Below are 19,535 nucleotides of genomic sequence, written 5' to 3'. Positions count from 1 at the left end.
CTGCCGCTGGTATATCTCGCCGGATGCGGGAAGTGCTTTCACTCCCCTCCTGACAGGATCGCCCGGTTATTATTTCCCGCCCCCATTCGAAACTATATTTCGTGACATCCCTCGCATAATTTTCGCCACCTCAGCCATATTACGCCTGGGGCTGTATGAACTGGCATGCTTATTGTTAGTAGAAATATAGCGCTGGCAGTCGCTATTCAGTCACCACCCTTTTCCGACCGCACAGCAATCATTAAGCCGTCACTCACTCCAGGATTTAAAAAATGAAAACTGTTAACGACCTGATTAAGGATATCAACAAGCTGAACTCGCATCTTCATCAGAAGGACTTCCTGCTGACGTGGGAGCAGTCCCCGGATGAGCTAAAACAGGTACTGGACGTTGCGGCGGCATTGAAAACTCTGCGCGCGGAAAATATCGCCACCAAAGTCTTCAATAGCGGTCTGGGAATTTCGGTTTTTCGCGACAATTCAACCCGTACGCGCTTTTCCTACGCCTCGGCGCTGAACCTGCTCGGACTTGCGCAGCAGGACCTGGACGAGGGGAAATCGCAAATCGCCCACGGCGAAACCGTGCGTGAAACGGCCAATATGATCGCCTTCTGCGCTGACGCTATTGGCATCCGCGACGATATGTACCTTGGCGCCGGCAACGCCTATATGCGCGAAGTGGGCGAAGCGCTCGACGACGGCTATCGTCAGGGCGTGCTGCCGCAGCGCCCGGCGCTTATCAATCTGCAGTGCGACATCGATCACCCAACGCAGGCAATGGCCGACCTCGCCTGGCTGCGGGAGCATTTCGGATCGTTAGAGAATCTCAAGGGCAAAAAAATCGCCATGACCTGGGCCTACTCACCCAGCTACGGCAAACCGCTTTCGGTTCCGCAGGGCATCATCGGCCTGATGACCCGTTTCGGTATGGATGTCACCCTCGCCCACCCGGAAGGCTACGATCTGATCCCCGACGTTATCGAAGTGGCGAAAAACAACGCCGAGGCCTCCGGCGGCAGCTTCCGCCAGGTCACCGAGATGGCAGAGGCCTTCAAGGATGCGGATATCGTCTACCCGAAATCCTGGGCGCCGTACAAAGTGATGGAAAAGCGTACCGAACTGCTGCGCGCCGAGGATCGCGAAGGGCTGAAAGCCCTTGAGGCGGCCTGTCTGGCACAGAACGCTAATCATAAAGACTGGCACTGCACCGAAGAGATGATGGCGCTAACCGGCGACGCGCTGTATATGCACTGCCTGCCGGCCGATATCACCGGCGTCTCCTGCGCTGAAGGCGAAGTCACCGAAGCGGTCTTCGAAAAATATCGCATCGCCACCTACAAAGAGGCGAGCTGGAAGCCGTACATCATCGCCTCGATGATCCTCTGCCGTAAATATGCCAAACCCGGCCTGCTGCTGGAACAACTGCTCGTCGAAGCGCAAAAACGAATCAAATAACCCCTCAGGCCGGCCTGCTGGCCGGCTCTCCGCTCACGCCATGAAGGATAAGGAAAGAGTATGTCTGCTTTCTCATTGAAAATGGATATTGCCGATAATCGGTTTTTTAACGCCATCAGTTCGCCGCTTTTTTCTCGCCAGCAGGCGAAACAGGCGCGCCATTTTCATCAAAAAATCACCGGCTATAAACCCACCCCGCTGTATGCCCTGAACGACCTTGCCGCCCTCTTTGGCCTGGGCCGGATTCTGGTCAAAGACGAATCGCAGCGCTTCGGCCTGAACGCATTCAAGATGCTCGGCGGCGCCTGGGCCATTGCGCAGCTGCTGTGCGAAAAATACCGCCTGGATATCAACGAATTTTCCTTCGACACGTTCAAGCCCGGCATGACGGAGAAGATGACCTTCGCGACGACCACCGACGGCAACCACGGCCGCGGCGTGGCGTGGGCCGCCCAGCAGCTGGGGCAGAATGCGGTGATCTACATGCCAAAAGGGTCTGCTCAGGAGCGCGTCGACGCCATCCGACGCCTCGGCGCCGAATGTATCGTCACCGAAATGAACTACGACGATACCGTGCGCTTCACTCTGCAAACGGCGCAGCAAAACGGCTGGGAGGTGGTGCAGGATACGGCCTGGGAAGGATATACCCGCATCCCGACCTGGATTATGCAAGGCTACGCCACCCTTGCCGACGAAGCGGTCGAGCAGATCTCCTCGATGGGAATTGCCCGCCCCACTCATGTGTTCCTGCAGGCCGGCGTCGGCGCGATGGCGGGCGGCGTGCTGGGCTACCTGGTCGACGCCTATGGCGCCAACAATTTGCATTCGGTGATTATCGAACCTGAGCTGGCCGACTGTTTATACCGCTCCGGCGTTAAAGGCCAAATCGTCAACGTCGGCGGCGAAATGGCCACCATCATGGCCGGCCTGGCCTGCGGCGAACCCAACCCGCTGGGCTGGGAAATTCTGCGCAACTGCGCCACCCAGTTTATCTCCTGTCAGGACGCCGTTGCCGCCCTCGGGATGCGCGTGCTGGGTAACCCCACCGGCGACGATCCGCGGGTGATTTCCGGCGAGTCCGGCGCCGTCGGTCTCGGAGTGCTGGCCGCCGTACATTTTCATCCCCAGCGCGAAGCGCTAATGCACAAGCTCAGGCTGGACAGCGACTCCATCGTGCTGGTCATCAGCACCGAAGGTGACACCGACGTGAAGCACTACCGGGAAGTGGTCTGGGAAGGCAAACACCCGGCGACGCGATAGGCCTCAGCATACTTTTCAACTCATCCCGCGCGGCGGGAAAACAGGACCGGAGAACGAATCCATGGCAAAGCAAATTCCATTCAAACTGATTCTCGAAAGAGCCAACCACTACCAGCAGGACATGACCCGCTTTTTACGCGATATGGTGGCCATACCCAGCGAAAGCTGCGACGAAAAGCGCGTCGTCCAGCGAATAAAAGAAGAGATGGAGAAGGTCGGTTTCGACAAAGTTGAAATCGACCCGATGGGCAACATACTCGGCTATATCGGCCACGGCCCGCGCCTGGTGGCAATGGATGCGCATATCGATACCGTGGGCATCGGCAATATCAAAAACTGGAATTTCGACCCCTACGAGGGTATGGAGACCGACGAGCTGATCGGCGGGCGCGGGACGTCGGATCAGGAAGGCGGCATGGCCTCAATGGTGTATGCCGGAAAAATCATCAAAGACCTGGGCCTGGAGGATGAGTATACCCTGCTGGTGACCGGCACCGTCCAGGAAGAGGACTGCGACGGCCTCTGCTGGCAGTACATCATCGAGCAGTCCGGCATTCGCCCCGAGTTCGTGGTCAGCACTGAGCCCACCGACTGCCAGATATACCGCGGCCAGCGCGGGCGCATGGAGATCCGCGTGGACGTACAGGGGGTCAGCTGTCACGGCTCGGCGCCGGAACGCGGCGATAACGCTATTTTCAAAATGGGGCCGATTCTTAACGAACTGCAGGACCTTTCCCGACATCTGGGCAACGACGACTTCCTCGGCAAAGGTACCCTGACCGTTTCGGAAATCTTCTTTACCTCGCCAAGCCGCTGCGCGGTCGCCGACAGCTGCGCCGTCTCCATCGACCGCCGCCTGACCTGGGGAGAAACCTGGGAAGGCGCGCTGGACGAAATCCGCGCCCTGCCGGCGGTACAAAAAACGGGGGCCGTGGTGTCGATGTACAACTACGATCGCCCTTCCTGGACCGGCCTCGTCTACCCCACCGAGTGCTATTTCCCGACCTGGAAAGTAGAGGAGAACCACTTTACCGTCCAGGCGCTCAGCAACGCCTATGAAGGCCTGTTCGGCAAAGCGCCGGTGGTCGATAAATGGACGTTCTCTACCAACGGCGTTTCGATCATGGGCCGTCACGGGATCCCGGTCATTGGCTTTGGCCCCGGCAAAGAGCCGGAAGCCCACGCCCCGAATGAAAAAACCTGGAAATCGCACCTCGTGACCTGCGCCGCAATGTACGCCGCTATCCCACTTAGCTGGCTGGCAACAGAATAATAATGATCCGCAATCCCTCCCGCCGCCTGCGACGGGAGTCTGGAGCTTTTTATGCGCGTACTGATTAAAAATGGCACCGTCGTCAACGCTGACGGCCAGGCCAAACAGGACCTGCTGATTGAAAACGGGTTAATTAGCCAGCTGGCGGCAGACATCGCCGTGGAGCAACCCTGCGAAATAATTGACGCCGAGGGATGCTACGTGATGCCGGGGGGCGTGGACGTCCACACGCATTTCAATATTGATACCGGCCTCGCCCGCAGCTGTGATGATTTTTTTACCGGTACCCGCGCCGCCGCCTGCGGCGGAACAACGACCATTATCGATCATATGGGCTTCGGGCCAGCCGGCTGCCGGCTGCACCATCAGCTCGAAGCCTACCACGGCTACGCCGCCTACAAAGCGACAATCGATTACAGCTTTCACGGCGTTATTCAGCATATCAACCACGCCATTCTTGATGAAATTCCGTCGATGGTTGAGGCAGGGATCAGCAGCTTTAAGCTCTATTTAACCTACCAGTACAAGCTGAACGATGACGAGGTGCTTCAGGCGCTAAAGCATCTGCATCACGCCGGAGCGCTCACCACCGTCCACCCGGAAAACGATGCCGCCATTGCGCAAAAGCGCGCCGAATTTCTCGCCGCCGGCAAAACCGCGCCCCGCTACCACGCCTTGAGTCGTCCGCCGGAGTGCGAGGCCGAAGCCATCGCCAGGACGATCAACCTGGCCCGGCTTGCCGGCAACGCGCCGCTGTATATCGTGCACCTGTCTAACCGACTGGGGCTCGATTATCTCCGCCTTGCCCAGGCGCGTCGACAGCCGGTTTGGGTCGAAACCTGCCCGCAGTATCTGCTGCTCGACGATCGCTGCTATGAGCGTGATGACGCGCTGCAGTTTCTGCTCAGCCCGCCGCTGCGCAACGCCAGCAACAACGACGCGCTGTGGTGCGGCATAGCCGATGGCGCCATTGACGTGGTGGCAACCGATCACTGCGCCTTCTCGATGGCCCAGCGGCGGCAGCTATCCGGCGGCGATTTTAGCCGCTGTCCGAACGGCCTTCCCGGGGTTGAGAACCGCCTGCTGCTGCTGTTTTCGCACGGCGTGATGAGCGGAAGGATCTCGCCGGAGCGCTTCGTGGCGCTCACCAGCGCCACTCCGGCGAAGCTGTTTGGCCTCTGGCCGCAAAAAGGCCTGCTGGCGCCCGGCGCGGATGCCGATGTGGTCATTATCGACCCGCGACGAACCACCACCATCCGCCACCAGCAGCTCCACGACAACGCCGACTACTCGCCGTGGGAGGGGTTTATTTGCCAGGGCGCCATCCGCCAGACGCTGTCTCATGGCAGGGTCATTTTCAGCAACGGCACCTTTACCGGCAGCGCCGGACAAGGCCGTTTTATACGCCGTAACCCTTTTTCAACCGCGCAGGCATTGGCGCGCGGCGCACGCCTTTAAAGAGAGGAATCCATGAGTAAGAAAATTGTTCTCGCCCTCGGCGGGAATGCCTTAGGGGACGATCTTGCCGGACAGATGCAGGCCGTTACGCAAACGGCGCAGGCGATTGTGGATCTCATTGCCCAGGGGCATCAGGTCGTGGTGACGCACGGCAACGGCCCGCAGGTCGGGATGATCAATCTGGCCTTCGAGGCCGCCGCCAAAACCGAGGCCCATACCCCGATGCTGCCGATGTCGGTCTGCGTCGCGCTCAGCCAGGGGTATATTGGCTACGATCTGCAAAATGCGCTGCGTGAGGCGCTGCTCGCGCGCGGGATGCCCGTTCCGGTCGCCACGGTGATCACCCAGGTTGAGGTTGACGCCGCCGATGAAGCTTTCCGCGATCCCAGCAAACCCATCGGCTCATTCTTCAGCGCAGCGGAAGCCCAGGTTCTGATCCGCCAGGGCTACACGCTGAAAGAGGATGCCGGGCGCGGCTATCGTCGGGTGGTGGCCTCCCCGGAGCCCGTCGATATTATCGAAAAAGAGACGGTGAAGGCGCTGATGGATGCCGGACAGGTGGTGATTACCGTCGGCGGCGGCGGTATCCCGGTGATCCGCGAGGGGAACCACCTGCGCGGGGTTAGCGCGGTCATTGATAAGGACCGGGCCAGCGCCAGGCTCGCCGCCACGATCGATGCCGATATGCTGATTATCCTCACCGCGGTGGAAAAAGTGGCGATCAACTTTGGCCAGCCTAATCAGCAATGGCTGGACAGGCTCTCGCTTAACGATATCGACCGCTTTATTGCCGAAGGTCATTTCGCCAAAGGCTCTATGCTGCCGAAAGTCGAAGCCGCCGCGGCGTTCGCCCGCTCGCGGCCTGGGCGCCGGGCCTTAATTACCATGCTAAGCAAGGCCCGGGAAGGGATAGAAGGAAAAACGGGGACGCTGATTGAGGGGTAGCCAACCCGGCGCCAGCGGCCCCTCGCCTCCGTCGCGGGGGAGTCGCATCATGCGGTCGTCAGCGCTTTTTGTCCCTCAATTTCCGGATGTACAGACATCATCAGACCGCCGGGAGCCTGATTTTTAATCTGCAGGATCTCGGCCAGTACGCTGACGGCAATCTCGTGCGGCGTTTCGGCGCCAATGTTGTAACCTACCGGCGCATGGAGACGCGCAATATGCTCTTCCGCCACCCCGCTTTCCCGCAGCTGGCGTAAAAAAACCTGCACCTTGCGGCGGCTGGCCAGCAGCCCCAGCCAGGCCACCGGCCGGGCGATCAGCTTATCCAGCGCTTCACGATCTTTGTTATTCGTGGCGATCAGGACAAAATCATCATGACGAACCGCCAGCTGTTCAACGGCTGCGGCGAAGCTGTCGGCATGCAGCAGCCGGGTCGTCGGCGGAAACAGCTGCGGATCGAGGCTGGCAGAATGGATATCGGCGACGACAACTTCGAATCCCAGCAGCGCGGCGCCCTGCGCAACTGCACGATTAACGTGCCCGCCCCCGACCAGCACCAGCCGCGGTCGCTGGCAGTGGACGCTGATAAACACCGACATTGCCCCGCCGCAGTCGGAACCCACGGCGTCGGTGCCGCTGCGCGCCATCCGGCCATGAAACATGCGCGAGGCCTTTTCAGCCAAGGCCTCCAGCGCTTCATCAATGACCTTGCGTTCGACCATCCCACCGCCGATGGTGCCAATAATGCTCCCATCAGCGCGGATCAGCATCTGCGCGGAGTGCCTGGGCGTTGAGCCGCGGCTCTCGACGATTTGCGCCAGCGCAAACGGGCAGTTTTGTGCTTCAAGCCTTGCGGCTTCTGAGAAAATATTCATAACAACCTCAATGGCTATTCCTGTGGTCAGCCCGACCGGGCCGGGTCCTTTACTCTCCAATGCATCGTCTGCGGGCTGGCCGCCCATTCTCACTTTGAGACAGCTGATTCAACAACCACATCGGCGACGCCCTGCCGGCACGCCTGAACCGGCGGGCAGCGTTGACGACAACGGCCTGACGGCAGAATTGAGTATGCAAGGTTCATGCTCAGCCGCGGCTTTTAGCGCAAATTCGTGAACAGCGTCGCGGAAAGCGAAGTCAGACGGACGGCTTTATTTGCCGACGGAATGTCCGTTATTCATTTACCTGAATAATTCGCGCGCAGCATAATAAAGCCGCTAAACAAATATTATCATTGTGATAGCTCGCGGATAATTTTTAACAATACTCCCCCGACATTTTATTGAGTGATTTTAATTCCCATTTAGACCGACGTCATCGCGACAATAACCACCTTTAATTTAGAGTTCCTTCACAAATTTATGCCTAATCCTGCCACCTGTGAAATAACTGGTGCGAATGTTGCTGTTCCTTTTCCATCCGTCGGAATTAATGCGACGCCCGCTATTTTTCCGTCGCTCGCAAAGCGGCAGCCTTAAAAATAACGAGCCCGTACCGGCAACGTTGATCTCATAAATGAATCTAAGGAGAGGGTTATGGGTGATATTATGCGTCCCGTCCCGTTTGAGGAACTTTTGACGCGTATTTTTGATGAGTATCAGCACCACCGTTCAATTTTTGGTATCCCGGAACAACAGTTTTATATCCCGGCGACATCCAGACGAGTGAGCGTATTTGGCGAGAGCTGCGCCACGCCCATCGGCCCCGCCGCCGGGCCGCACACCCAGCTGGCGCAAAATATCATCACCTCATGGCTCACCGGCGGAAGGTTTATTGAGCTGAAAACCGTGCAGATACTCGACCGTCTTGAGCTGGAAAAGCCCTGCATTGACGCCGAAGATGAGTGTTTTAACACCGAATGGTCCACCGAATTTACGCTGCTCAAAGCCTGGGATGAATATCTGAAGGCCTGGTTTATCCTCCATCTGCTGGAAGAGATATTCCCGTTCACGCCGTCAAAATCCGCCAAGTCGTTTATTTTTAATATGAGCGTCGGCTATAACCTCGACGGCATTAAGCAGCCGCCGATGCAGCAGTTTATCGACAATATAATGGATGCCGGATCTCATCCGAAATTCGCGCAGTATCGCGATACGCTTTACCGCTGGACGCATAGCGACCGCTTTGTGGTCGGCAATCAGCTTGAGGACATTCGTCCGCAGCTGGCGACGCTGGCCCAGCGGGTCCCGGGCAGGCTGGTTAGCGGCGTCACGCTCTCGACCATGCACGGCTGTCCGCCTGATGAAATTGAGGCCATCTGCCGCTATATGCTGGAAGAGAAAGGGCTTAATACCTTCGTGAAGCTCAATCCGACGCTGCTTGGCTATCCGCGAGTGCGTGAAATCCTCGATACCTGCGGCTTTAGCTATATCGGCCTCAGTGAAGAATCCTTCGATCACGACCTGAAAATCGGTCAGGCGCTGGAGATGCTTCATCGCCTGATGGCGCTGGCGAAAGAAAAAGCGCTAGGTTTCGGCGTCAAGCTGACCAACACCCTCGGGACGATCAATCGCAAAGGCGCTTTGCCCGGCGATGAGATGTATATGTCCGGACGGGCGCTCTTCCCCCTCGCCATCAACGTCGCCGCCCTGCTGTCGCGCGAATTTAACGGCAGGCTGCCTATTTCCTACTCCGGCGGCGCCAGTCAGCTGACGATCCGCGAGATATTTGAAACCGGGATCCGCCCAATTACTATGGCCACCGACCTGCTAAAACCGGGCGGCTATCTGCGGCTAAGCGCCTGCATGCGCGAGCTGGAACAGGCCAACGGCTGGGAGCTGCAGCAGGTGGACGTCGGGCGCCTCAGCGCGCTGGCCGAAAAGGCCATCAGCATGGAGTACACCCAGAAGCACTGGAAACCTCAGGACCGCATTGTGGTCGCAGAGCCGCTGCCGCTCACCGACTGCTACGTCGCGCCGTGCGTGAGCGCCTGCGCGATTAAGCAGGATATTCCCGAGTATATTCGCCTGCTGGGCGAGCAGCGCTATGCCGACGCCCTTGAGCTTATCTATCAGCGTAACGCGCTGCCGGCCATTACCGGCCATATTTGCGATCATCAGTGCCAGCATAACTGTACCCGCCTTGACTACGACAGTTCGCTCAATATTCGCGAACTGAAGAAAATCGCGCTCGAGAAAGGCTGGGAAGAGTATCAGCGGCGCTGGCACAAACCGGCCGGTTCCGGTGCGATGAACCCGGTGGCGGTGATCGGGGCGGGCCCGGCGGGGCTTGCCGCAGGCTACTTCCTGGCCCGCGCCGGACACCCGGTGACCCTGTTTGAGCGCGAGGCCAACGCGGGCGGCGTGGTGCGCAATATCATTCCTCAGTTCCGCATCCCCGCCGAGCTTATCCAGCACGATATCGACTTCGTGATCGAGCACGGCGTTAATATCGTCTACGGCTGCGATCCGCTGCTGACGGTGGAGAAACTTCGCCGCGAGGGCTACCGCTACGTGCTGGTCGGCACCGGTACCGACAAAAACAGCGGCGTGAGCCTCGGCGGTGATAACCCTAACGTGCGCAAATCGCTGCAGTTCTTACGCGAATATAATCGCGGTGACGCCCTCCAGCTCGGCAAACAGGTGGTGATTATCGGCGCGGGCAATACCGCCATGGACTGCGCGCGCGCCGCGATGCGGGTGCCGGGCGTGGAAAAAGTCACCATCGTCTACCGCCGTTCGCAGCAGGAGATGCCGGCATGGCGCGAAGAGTATGAAGAGGCGCTGCGTGACGGCGTGTCGTTCGAGTTTCTGAGTAATCCTGAGCAGTTCTACGCCGACGGAACGCTGACCGTCCGGGTGATGCAGCTCGGCGACGCCGATGAACAGGGCCGCCGTCGCCCGCTGGCAACCAACCAAACCCGCACCCTACGGGCGGACACGGCGATCGCCGCCATCGGCGAACAGCAGGACGTTGAGGCGCTGGCGGCGATGGGCATTCCGCTGGACGGCAGCGGCTGGCCGGCGGTCGATCTCAGCGGCGAAACCGCGCTGCCGGGCGTATTTCTTATCGGCGACGTCCAGCGCGGCCCGTCATCCATCGTCTCGGCTATCGGCAACGCCCGTCGGGCAGCGGATGCTATTCTGGCGCGAGAAAACATTGCCACCCGCTATCAGCATAAGCAGTGGAATAACGTCGATCCGGCGGACATCTACCAGCGCAAAGGGACAATCGCCGTCGCGGAGGTGGCCAGCGATGACCGAGAGGCGTTCGTTGCTCAGGAAGCGGCCCGCTGCCTGGAGTGCAACTACGTGTGCAGCAAATGCGTGGACGTGTGCCCAAACCGCGCCAACGTCTCTATTGCCGTGCCGGGGTTCCAGAACCGCTATCAGACGCTGCATCTCGACGCATACTGCAACGAATGCGGCAACTGCGCGCAGTTCTGCCCCTGGCAGGGCAAGCCCTACAAAGACAAAATTACCGTCTTTAGCCTGGCGCAGGATTTCGCCAACAGCAGCAACCCCGGCTTCTTCGTAGAGGACGACAGCGTCCACGTACGGCAAAACGAGCAAACCTGGCTGCTAAAAATCGACGATAGCGGCCATATCGCTGACGTTCCCCCTACCGTTGCCGATCTTTGCCGCATCATTAGCCATGTTCATCTTAACCACCGCTACCTGCTGGGAGGCGTCGAAGTATGAGTATCTTAATTCTGAAAAATGCCACCGCCGCGCAGCTCTATCCGGCGAAGGTCACGGAAAGCGTCGATATTGCGATCGAAAACGGCGAAATTCTCGCTATTGCTCCGGGGCTCGCTCAGCGCTACCCGCAGGCCACGGTCAAAGAGATGCACGGTCGTCTGGTGATGCCGGGGATAGTGTGTTCGCATAACCACTTCTATTCCGGCCTGTCGCGAGGGATTCAGGCCAATATTGCGCCCAGCCCTGATTTTATCTCGACGCTGAAAAATATGTGGTGGCGGCTCGACCGCGCGCTGGATGAAGAATCCCTCTATTACAGCGGGCTGATTTGCGCTATGGAAGCCGTGCGCAGCGGCTGTACCGCGGTGATTGACCACCATGCTTCGCCCAACTATATCGCCGGATCGCTCAGCCAGCTGCGCAACGCCTTCCTGCGGATCGGCCTGCGGGGAATGACCTGTTTTGAAACCACCGATCGCAACGGCGGGATTAAAGAACTGCGGGCCGGCGTCGAGGAGAACATTCGCTTTGCCCGCGAAATCGACCTGGCGCGGAAACAGGGTCGCGAACCCTACCTGGTTGAAGCGCATATTGGCGCCCACGCGCCCTTTACGGTGCCGGATGAGGGGCTGGCGATGCTCAGCGAGGCGCTGAGCGCCACCGGCCGCGGCCTGCATATCCATGCGGCGGAGGACCGCTACGACGTCAGCCACAGCCATCATCGCTACGCAAAAGACCTGCTGGTCAGGCTGGCGGAGTTTAACCTGATTGACCGCAGGACGCTGGTTGCCCACGGCCTGTATCTCTCCGATCAAGATATTGAGATCCTCAATTCTCAGGATGGGTTCCTGGTGCATAACGCGCGCTCCAATATGAACAACCACGTCGGCTATAACCAGCGGCTGGTCGACTTCCGCAACCTGGCGCTGGGCACCGACGGCCTGGGATCTGATATGTTCGAAGAGCTCAAGTTTGCCTTCTTTAAGCACCGTGACGCCGGCGGGTCGCTGTGGCCGGACGGTTTTGCCCGTGCCTTAAGCAACGGCAACGAGCTGCTCAGCCGCAACTTTAACGCCCGCTTTGGCCGCCTTGAGGCGGGATATAAAGCCGACCTGACGATTTGCGACTACCCTGCGCCAACGCCGCTGATGGCCGAAAATATCGCCGGGCATATCGCCTTTGGTCTCGGCAGTCATCACGTCCATAGCGTGATGGTCAACGGGGAGATGATTTACGAGAACCGACAGTTTACCTTCGATCACGAACCGCTCTTTGCCGAGGCGCGGAAGGCGGCGGTGAAAATGTGGGCGCGGATGGACGCGCTGCCTTAAGGCGGCGCCGGCATGCATCGGAGCGGGTTATTCCACGAGGTCTCAAGCCGGTCAGCAGAGCAGCTGACCGGCTTTTTTACCTGCTCCGCGAGTGCACCGCTTGCTGCCTGACTCAACCGCGACGACGCGCGTCCCGTAGCGAAAAGGCGTGCAGCGGGGCCCTGGCTCCCCGCTGAAATCGGCGAACCGAAGGCCGGAAGACAAGGGCTGGCCGCCAGGGATGGCGGCAAGAGGCGAATCGAGACAGGAGCGAGCCCCGGAACGGGCGAGCAGGTCGAGTTGGGCCGAGCGCAGGCTGCAGGCCGGGAGGTGAGAGCAGTGCGCAGCACCGATTTCCGTGCGGGACCGCGGGGATTGTTAAGGGGCAGACGGTTATCTTCCCCTTAACCCGGTCACCTGGCACCGAGACCGACACCGCATGTTCTGCAAAGCGTCCGGTGAACGGAATACCCCCCTGCTGGCCCGCATGAAAGCTGCTCCTCACCCTTCGGGGCGGGGATCGTTTGGCAAGCCGCTATATCCCAGACGCGGCGGCGGCCTCTTTACGCTGTTTTAGCAGCGCCGCCAGCCGCTCGGGGGTCATGATGCTGAGTGCCGCCGTGGGGCAAACCTCCACGCAGGCGGGGCCGCGCTCGCGTTCTGCGCACAGATCGCATTTGATAATCAGCGGCGGATGCGCGGCAGCGCTCTCAACGGTGATGGCCCCAAATGGGCAGACCACCGCGCAGCTCTGGCAGCCGATGCAGCGCGACGCATCCGCCTCAACCCGCCCCTCGCCGATGGTCAGCGCCGCCACCGGACAGGCCGAGACGCAGGGGGCGTTTTCACACTGGTGGCACATAATCGGGACGGTGACGTTATCAAGACGTTGGACCTTGAGGCGCGGCTGGAACGCCGCGCCGGTGCCGCCATGCTCCAGCGCGCAGGCGACTTCGCAGGTCCGACAGCCGATACAGGCCTGCGCGCTGGCCAGGATAAATCGGGTCATATCCCCCCCTTTTGATCCGCAAAGAGGGCCAACATTTCATTCGCAGCCTGGCGTCCGGCAGCCATTGCCGTCACCACCAGATCTGCGCCGTGTACCGCATCGCCGCCGGCAAAAACTTTATCATTGCTGGTTTGCGTGCTGGCCCGGCCCTCTCCGCCCGTGCCAATTTGCCCCCAGCGGTCGAGCTGGACCCCGTGACCGCGCAGCCAGGGCATATCGTGCGCCTGGAAGCCAAACGCCATTACCAGCACGTCGGCCGTAAGCTCAAATTCAGAACCGGCAACCGGCCGCGGGCGACGTCGCCCGTCCGGCCCCGGCGCGCCCATTTCGGTGCGGATCATACTCACCGCGCGCACCGCCCCTTTACGGCCGCGAAGGATCCGCTGCGGCTGCACGTTAAACCGGAACTCCACGCCCTCTTCCCTGGCGTTCAGCACCTCTTTTTTCGAACCCGGCATGCTCGGCTCATCCCGGCGATAGGCGCAGGTCACGCTAGCCGCGCCGCGTCGAACGGCGGTGCGCAGACAATCCATCGCCGTATCGCCGCCGCCGAGGACCACAACGTGCTTACCTTGAATTTCGGTCAGCGGATACTCTTCGGTCGCCTCGAGTCCCATCACTTCGCGGGTGCTGGCGATCAGAAACGGCAGCGCCTGAATCACCCCGGGCGCATCTTCCCCCTCCAGGCCGGCGGCCATCAGGCCATAGGTGCCGACGCCGAGGAATACCGCATCGTAGCCGGCCAACAGATCGGCGAACGCCACGTCGCGCCCCACGTCGTGGTTAAGATGGAACTGAATGCCCATGGCGCTGAAGATCTCTCTTCTCACCGCCAGCACGCTCTTATCCAGCTTAAACGGCGGAATACCGAAGGTGAGCAGGCCGCCGATTTCCGGATGCCTGTCGAAAACGTCGACCTGCACCCCCGCGCGCGCCAGGATATCGGCGCAGCCCAGGCCTGCCGGCCCGGCGCCAATCACCGCCACCCGCTCCTCGCGTGGGCTGACGTCCCCGGTCTGCGGCCGCCAGCCCATCGCCAGCGCGCTATCGGTGATATAGCGCTCAAGGTTGCCGATCGTCACCGCCCCGCCCCGCTCCTTCATGGTACAGGCGCCTTCGCATAGCCGGTCCTGCGGGCAGACCCGGCCGCAGATTTCCGGCAATGAGCTGCTTTGGTGGCACAGCTCCGCAGCCTCAATAATCTTTCCTTCATTCACTAACCGAATAAAATCCGGGATGGCGTTATGCAGCGGACAGGTCCAGTTGCACCACGCTTTCTGCGCGCAGTAGAGACAGCGATCGCTCTCATATTCGGCATCGCAGGCGCCGAGTCGGTGATAGATCTCCGCGAAATGCGCTTTGCGCTCCTCGGCGGCGATCTTCGTCGCGCCCACCCGAGGCGGTTTGCTGAGGAATGCCGCGCGACGGTCGCTGCGCCGCACCTGTACCGGCTGCCCCTGGGCGGCGCGAATTTGTCTTTCCCGGCGCAGGCGGTTGAGCCCGGCCTCATCCATCAGCCGCAGCGCCTGCGTCGGGCAGCTGGCGACGCAGGCCTGCAGACCCGACGGATGCTGCTGACAAAGATCGCATTTCTGCGCCAGCTGCGGCGCATCCTCTCCGACGGCCACCATCTCGATGGCGCCAAAAGGACAAGCAATTGCGCAGTTTTTACAGCCAATACACTTCGCCTGCTTCAGCTGGATACTGTCGTTGGCGAAACAGAGCGCCTGAGTCGGGCAGGAGGTCACGCAGGGGGCATCGTTGCAGTGACGGCAGGTGGTCACGCGGCTGGCGTCACGATCAGAGACGAGGTGAATGCGCGGCAGGAAATCATGACGCCGCTGCGGCCAGCAATCCTCGCTGTGGGCGATAGCACAGGCCACTTCGCAAACATGGCAGCCAATACAGCTCGCGGCATCGGCAACAATAAATCGGTTCATTGGCTTCCCTTTTTATTATTCTGAAATTGACAAAGGGTCGCGATGCAATAATCAGGCGCTTTTTACATTCTCAATCAGGGCAAACTTATTTTTGCGAGCAGCCTCAAAAAAATATCCCCTTCAACGCTAATAAATATCAGTCAGACGCGCCTCAGAATCATATTGTGAGTCAGAATGATTATATCCCTCTCATTATGAGACGTTATTTTCTCTCCGCCGTTTTTTCTCCCGCCGCTCGCCGCCGTTATCGTCTCTTTCTGTGATAGTTGACTCATTTCAACATTATTTTGCCTACAGGAAGAAAAACTGGCACTGCCTAAGCATAGGTAATAGCGAGCTTTGCACTCTCTCTATTCACCCCCCTCCCGGTTGGCTCCTGAGCCCGCCGTTGGATATTAAGGAGAAATACATTATGAGCGCCATTGATTCTCAACCACCATCGGTCACTGGTAGCCCCCACACAATTGATGAGGTGGATCGCGTCTTATCCCCGGGGAAGCTGGTCGTTCTTGGTTTGCAACACGTTCTGGTTATGTATGCCGGCGCCGTCGCCGTCCCTTTAATGATTGGAGACCGGCTGGGGCTAAGCAAAGAAACGGTCGCGCTGCTGATCAGCTCCGATCTGTTTTGCTGCGGCGTCGTAACCCTGCTGCAGTGTATCGGCGTCGGGCGTTTTATGGGCATTCGTCTGCCGGTCATTATGTCGGTAACCTTCGCCGCCGTGACGCCGATGCTGGCCATCGGCATGCATCCCGATACCGGACTGATGGGTATTTTCGGCGCGACGATTGCGGCCGGGATCATTACCACCCTGCTGGCGCCGCTGATCGGACGACTGATGCCGCTTTTTCCCCCGCTGGTCACCGGAGTCGTCATCACGTCCATCGGCCTGAGCATTATGCAGGTCGGGATCGACTGGGCGGCAGGAGGGAAAGGTAATCCGGAGTATGGCAGCCCCATCTATCTGGGCATTTCGTTTGCCGTACTGCTGTTTATTCTGCTGGTCACCCGCTTTGCCAAAGGCTTTATGTCTAACGTCGCCGTACTGTTAGGCATCGTTTTCGGCTTCGGCCTGTCGATGATGATGAACGAGGTTAACCTCAACGGCCTGCATGACGCCCACTGGTTCGCCGTGGTCACTCCGCTGGCCTTAGGTACGCCCGTCTTCGATCCGATATCAATCATCACGATGACCGCCGTCATGATCATCGTTTTCATTGAATCAATGGGGATGTTTCTGGCGCTTGGCGAAATTGTCGGCCGCAAGCTGACGCCGCAGGATATCATTCGCGGCCTGCGCGTTGACGGCATCGGTACCCTGTTTGGCGGGCTGTTTAATAGCTTTCCGCACACCTCCTTTTCGCAGAACGTTGGCCTGGTCAGCGTCACCCGCGTCCATAGCCGCTGGGTCTGCGTCGCATCTGGCGCCATTCTGATTATATTTGGCATGGTGCCGAAGATGGCGGTGCTGGTGGCCTCTATTCCGCAGTTCGTGCTGGGCGGTGCGGGGCTGGTCATGTTCGGCATGGTGCTGGCAACGGGGATACGCATTCTCGCGCGCATCAACTACTCCACCAATCGCTACAACCTCTATATCGTCGCCATCAGCCTTGGCGTCGGCCTGACGCCAACGCTGTCGACGCAGTTTTTCTCTAAATTCCCCGAGGTACTGCAGCCGCTGCTGCACAGCGGGATCATGCTGGCCACGTTTAGCGCCGTCACCCTGAACCTGTTTTTCAACGGCTACAACAAGCACACCGGTCTGGTGCCGGAAGCCCAGGGGGCGCAGCGTGCGCCGCGCACGGTGCGCATGTGGCTATTAATGCGCAAGGTTAAAAAGCAGCAGCATGAGGAATAGCGCTAACCAGAGCGGCATCGGGCTCCCCCGCTGCCGTGCTTCATGTTGCGAATAAGCACCCTCTTTTTCAGGAGAAACCACCATGCTACTTCGCCTGACCCTCGCCGCGACCCTGCTGCTGCTGATGAGCCTTCCGGTTATACAAGCGGCGATCGATCTCGCTATCAGCAGCCGGTTTGGTTTTTTTTTGTTTTTTTAATCGCGACATCGCTGCCGCATGATTAAAGGAGTCTTATCCCAATGAAAATGGTGATGACCGTATGCCCGTACTGCGCCGCCGGCTGCAAAATAGGGCTGGTGACTGAAGCGGGGAATATTATCCGCGCCGAGCCGGCGATGGGGAAAAACAACCAGGGAACCCTGTGCCTGAAGGGCTACTACGGCTGGGACTTTATTAACGATACCCAAATCCTCACCCCGCGCCTGAAAACTCCGATGATCCGCCGCCAGCGCGGCGGCAGGCTGGAATCCGTCTCCTGGGACGAGGCCCTCGACTACGTCGCCACCCGCCTCAGCGCGATTAAAGAGAAGTACGGCCCGGATGCCATCCAGACCACCGGCTCCTCCCGCGGAACCGGGAATGAAACCAACTATGTGATGCAAAAATTCGCCCGCGCCGTTATTGGTACCAATAACGTCGACTGCTGCGCTCGCGTCTGACACGGCCCTTCGGTTGCAGGTCTGCACCAGTCGGTCGGTAACGGCGCTATGAGCAATGCCATCACCGAGATTGATAACACCGATCTCGTCTTTATCTTCGGCTACAACCCGGCCGACTCACACCCCATCGTGGCGAATCACGTGATTAACGCCAAACGCAACGGGGCGAAGATTATCGTCTGCGATCCGCGCAAGATTGAAACCGCGCGCATTGCCGATATGCATATTGCCTTGAAAAACGGCTCCAACATCGCGCTGCTCAACGCCGTCGGACACGTCATTATCGAAGAGGATCTCTACGATAAATCTTTCGTCGCCAGCCGTACCGAGGGCTTCGAGGAGTACCGTAAAATCGTTGAAGGCTATACGCCGGAGTCGGTGGAAGAGATAACCGGCGTCAGCGCCCGGGAGATCCGCGCCTGCGCCCGGATGTACGCCGGCGCCAAATCCGCCGCCATCCTGTGGGGCATGGGCGTCACCCAGTTCTATCAGGGCGTGGAAACCGTGCGCTCGCTGACCAGCCTGGCGATCATGACCGGCAACCTCGGCAGGCCGGGCGTCGGAGTGAACCCGGTGCGCGGGCAGAACAACGTCCAGGGCGCCTGCGATATGGGCGCCCTGCCGGATACCTATCCGGGCTATCAGTACGTTAAGTTCCCGGAAAACCGGGAGAAGTTCGCCAAAGCCTGGGGCGTGGAGAGCCTGCCGGCGCACACCGGCTACCGCATCAGCGAGCTGCCGCACCGGGCGGCCCACGGCGAAGTGCGGGCGGCCTATATTATGGGCGAAGATCCGCTGCAGACCGATGCCGAACTCTCGGCGGTGCGTAAAGCCTTTGCAGAGCTTGAGCTGGTTATCGTGCAGGATATTTTCATGACCAAAACCGCGGCGGCGGCGGACGTCATCCTGCCGTCCACCTCGTGGGGCGAGCATGAAGGCGTTTATACCGCCGCGGACCGCGGCTTCCAGCGCTTCTTTAAGGCGGTGGAGCCGAAGTGGGATCTGAAAACCGACTGGCAGATTATCGGCGAGATCGCCACCCGGATGGGCTACCCGATGCGCTACCGCAACACCCAGGAGATCTGGGACGAGCTGCGCCATCTGTGTCCGAACTTTTACGGCGCCACCTACGAGAAGATGGGCGAGCTGGGCTACATCATGTGGCCGTGCCGCGACGAATCCGCCGCCGACCAGGGGACCTCTTATCTGTTTAAAGAGCGGTTCGATACCCCCAACGGGCTGGCGCAGTTCTACACCTGCGACTGGGTTGCGCCGATCGACAAGCTCACCGAGGAGTACCCGATGGTGCTCTCCACGGTGCGCGAAGTCGGCCACTACTCGTGCCGTTCGATGACCGGTAACTGTGCGGCGCTGGCCGCGCTGGCGGACGAGCCGGGCTACGCGCAAATCAATACCGCCGACGCCGCGCGTCTGGGCATCGAGGATCAGGCGCTGGTGTGGGTGAACTCGCGTAAGGGGCGCATCATCACCCGCGCGCAGGTCAGCGAGCGGCCGAATAAAGGGGCGGTGTATATGACCTACCAGTGGTGGATTGGCGCCTGCAACGAGCTGGTGACCGAGAACCTGAGCCCGATAACCAAAACGCCGGAGTACAAGTACTGCGCGGTTAACGTTGAGCGTATTGCCGACCAGCGGGCCGCCGAGCAGTACGTGATCGATGAGTACAGCAGGCTAAAAGCCCGCCTGCGCGAAAGCGCGATAGGTTAAGTC

At 59.6% G+C, this 19,535-nt stretch carries 11 protein-coding genes and 1 pseudogene; 9 read left to right on the top strand and 3 right to left on the bottom strand.

All coding sequences use genetic code 11. The features are described 5' to 3' along the window. Positions 1-272 precede the first annotated feature (272 nt). The 5 genes from ygeW to arcC all read left to right on the top strand — a co-directional run bounded on the left by ygeW (position 273) and on the right by arcC (position 6,390). Positions 273-1,454 (top strand): knotted carbamoyltransferase YgeW, encoded by a 1,182-nt coding sequence (gene ygeW / locus NWP14_RS03075; RefSeq protein WP_095103007.1) that lies wholly within the window; start codon positions 273-275, stop codon positions 1,452-1,454. Positions 1,455-1,514: 60 nt separating this feature from the next. Continuing rightward, positions 1,515-2,714, top strand: a complete 1,200-nt coding sequence (gene dpaL, locus NWP14_RS03070) for a diaminopropionate ammonia-lyase (protein WP_331850363.1) — start codon at positions 1,515-1,517, stop codon at positions 2,712-2,714. A gap of 61 nt (positions 2,715-2,775) precedes the next feature. Beyond that, positions 2,776-3,987 carry a YgeY family selenium metabolism-linked hydrolase gene (locus tag NWP14_RS03065; RefSeq protein ID WP_095103004.1) on the top strand — a complete coding sequence of 404 codons (1,212 nt, stop codon included), beginning with the start codon at positions 2,776-2,778 and terminating at the stop codon, positions 3,985-3,987. Between the two features lie 51 nt (positions 3,988-4,038). After that, complete coding sequence (gene hydA / locus NWP14_RS03060) at positions 4,039-5,445, top strand: dihydropyrimidinase (RefSeq protein WP_375214754.1); 1,407 nt, start codon at positions 4,039-4,041, stop codon at positions 5,443-5,445. 12 nt (positions 5,446-5,457) lie between these two features. Then, the gene (arcC, locus tag NWP14_RS03055; protein ID WP_095103001.1) at positions 5,458-6,390 is read left to right on the top strand and encodes a carbamate kinase; all 933 of its coding nucleotides are present in this window, start codon (positions 5,458-5,460) and stop codon (positions 6,388-6,390) included. An 83-nt stretch (positions 6,391-6,473) separates the two neighbouring features. On the opposite strand, the pseudogene NWP14_RS03050 reads toward arcC, so the two are convergent. Next, positions 6,474-7,265: pseudogene (locus NWP14_RS03050) on the bottom strand (XdhC family protein); the annotation flags it as partial. 657 nt (positions 7,266-7,922) lie between these two features. On the opposite strand from NWP14_RS03050, the gene ygfK reads away from it, so the two are divergent. Both ygfK and ssnA read left to right on the top strand, forming a co-directional pair. Then, on the top strand, positions 7,923-11,027 hold the full coding sequence (ygfK, locus tag NWP14_RS03045) for a putative selenate reductase subunit YgfK (protein ID WP_375214753.1): 3,105 nt from the start codon (positions 7,923-7,925) through the stop codon (positions 11,025-11,027). Continuing rightward, on the top strand, positions 11,024-12,358 hold the full coding sequence (ssnA, locus tag NWP14_RS03040; protein ID WP_095102999.1) for a putative aminohydrolase SsnA: 1,335 nt from the start codon (positions 11,024-11,026) through the stop codon (positions 12,356-12,358). Before ygfK ends, ssnA begins: the two co-directional genes overlap by 4 nt. 514 nt (positions 12,359-12,872) lie before the next feature. On the opposite strand, the gene NWP14_RS03035 is transcribed toward ssnA, so the two are convergent. Beyond that, positions 12,873-13,346, bottom strand: coding sequence for a 4Fe-4S dicluster domain-containing protein (locus NWP14_RS03035; RefSeq protein ID WP_331850359.1), 474 nt, complete (start codon positions 13,344-13,346; stop codon positions 12,873-12,875). Beyond that, positions 13,343-15,286, bottom strand: coding sequence for a formate-dependent uric acid utilization protein YgfT (ygfT, locus tag NWP14_RS03030; RefSeq protein ID WP_375214752.1), 1,944 nt, complete (start codon positions 15,284-15,286; stop codon positions 13,343-13,345). Before ygfT ends, NWP14_RS03035 begins: the two co-directional genes overlap by 4 nt. 412 nt (positions 15,287-15,698) lie before the next feature. On the opposite strand from ygfT, the gene NWP14_RS03025 reads away from it, so the two are divergent. Together NWP14_RS03025 and fdhF are read left to right on the top strand one after the other, a co-directional pair. Continuing rightward, positions 15,699-17,144, top strand: a complete 1,446-nt coding sequence (locus NWP14_RS03025; protein WP_095102995.1) for a nucleobase:cation symporter-2 family protein — start codon at positions 15,699-15,701, stop codon at positions 17,142-17,144. A gap of 240 nt (positions 17,145-17,384) precedes the next feature. Next, positions 17,385-19,532, top strand: coding sequence for a formate dehydrogenase subunit alpha (fdhF, locus tag NWP14_RS03020; protein ID WP_375214751.1), 2,148 nt, complete (start codon positions 17,385-17,387; stop codon positions 19,530-19,532). The last annotated feature ends 3 nt before the right edge of the window (positions 19,533-19,535 follow it).

The organism is Klebsiella sp. C349492, from assembly GCF_042055345.1.
GTDB lineage: Bacteria > Pseudomonadota > Gammaproteobacteria > Enterobacterales > Enterobacteriaceae > Klebsiella > Klebsiella scottii.
The sequence above is the reverse complement of the archived record's forward strand: the minus strand, read 5'-3'. Positions and strand labels throughout refer to the sequence as shown.

What these genes read in the sequence shown, in the direction of transcription:
- NWP14_RS03065 (WP_095103004.1), top strand. Translation starts at nt 2,776, where the DNA reads ATGGCAAAGCAAATTCCATTCAAACTGATTCTCGAAAGAGCCAACCAC.
- dpaL (WP_331850363.1), top strand. Translation starts at nt 1,515, where the DNA reads ATGTCTGCTTTCTCATTGAAAATGGATATTGCCGATAATCGGTTTTTT.
- ygfT (WP_375214752.1), bottom strand. Translation starts at nt 15,286, where the DNA reads ATGAACCGATTTATTGTTGCCGATGCCGCGAGCTGTATTGGCTGCCAT.
- NWP14_RS03035 (WP_331850359.1), bottom strand. Translation starts at nt 13,346, where the DNA reads ATGACCCGATTTATCCTGGCCAGCGCGCAGGCCTGTATCGGCTGTCGG.
- ygeW (WP_095103007.1), top strand. Translation starts at nt 273, where the DNA reads ATGAAAACTGTTAACGACCTGATTAAGGATATCAACAAGCTGAACTCG.
- ssnA (WP_095102999.1), top strand. Translation starts at nt 11,024, where the DNA reads ATGAGTATCTTAATTCTGAAAAATGCCACCGCCGCGCAGCTCTATCCG.
- ygfK (WP_375214753.1), top strand. Translation starts at nt 7,923, where the DNA reads ATGGGTGATATTATGCGTCCCGTCCCGTTTGAGGAACTTTTGACGCGT.
- NWP14_RS03025 (WP_095102995.1), top strand. Translation starts at nt 15,699, where the DNA reads ATGAGCGCCATTGATTCTCAACCACCATCGGTCACTGGTAGCCCCCAC.
- hydA (WP_375214754.1), top strand. Translation starts at nt 4,039, where the DNA reads ATGCGCGTACTGATTAAAAATGGCACCGTCGTCAACGCTGACGGCCAG.
- arcC (WP_095103001.1), top strand. Translation starts at nt 5,458, where the DNA reads ATGAGTAAGAAAATTGTTCTCGCCCTCGGCGGGAATGCCTTAGGGGAC.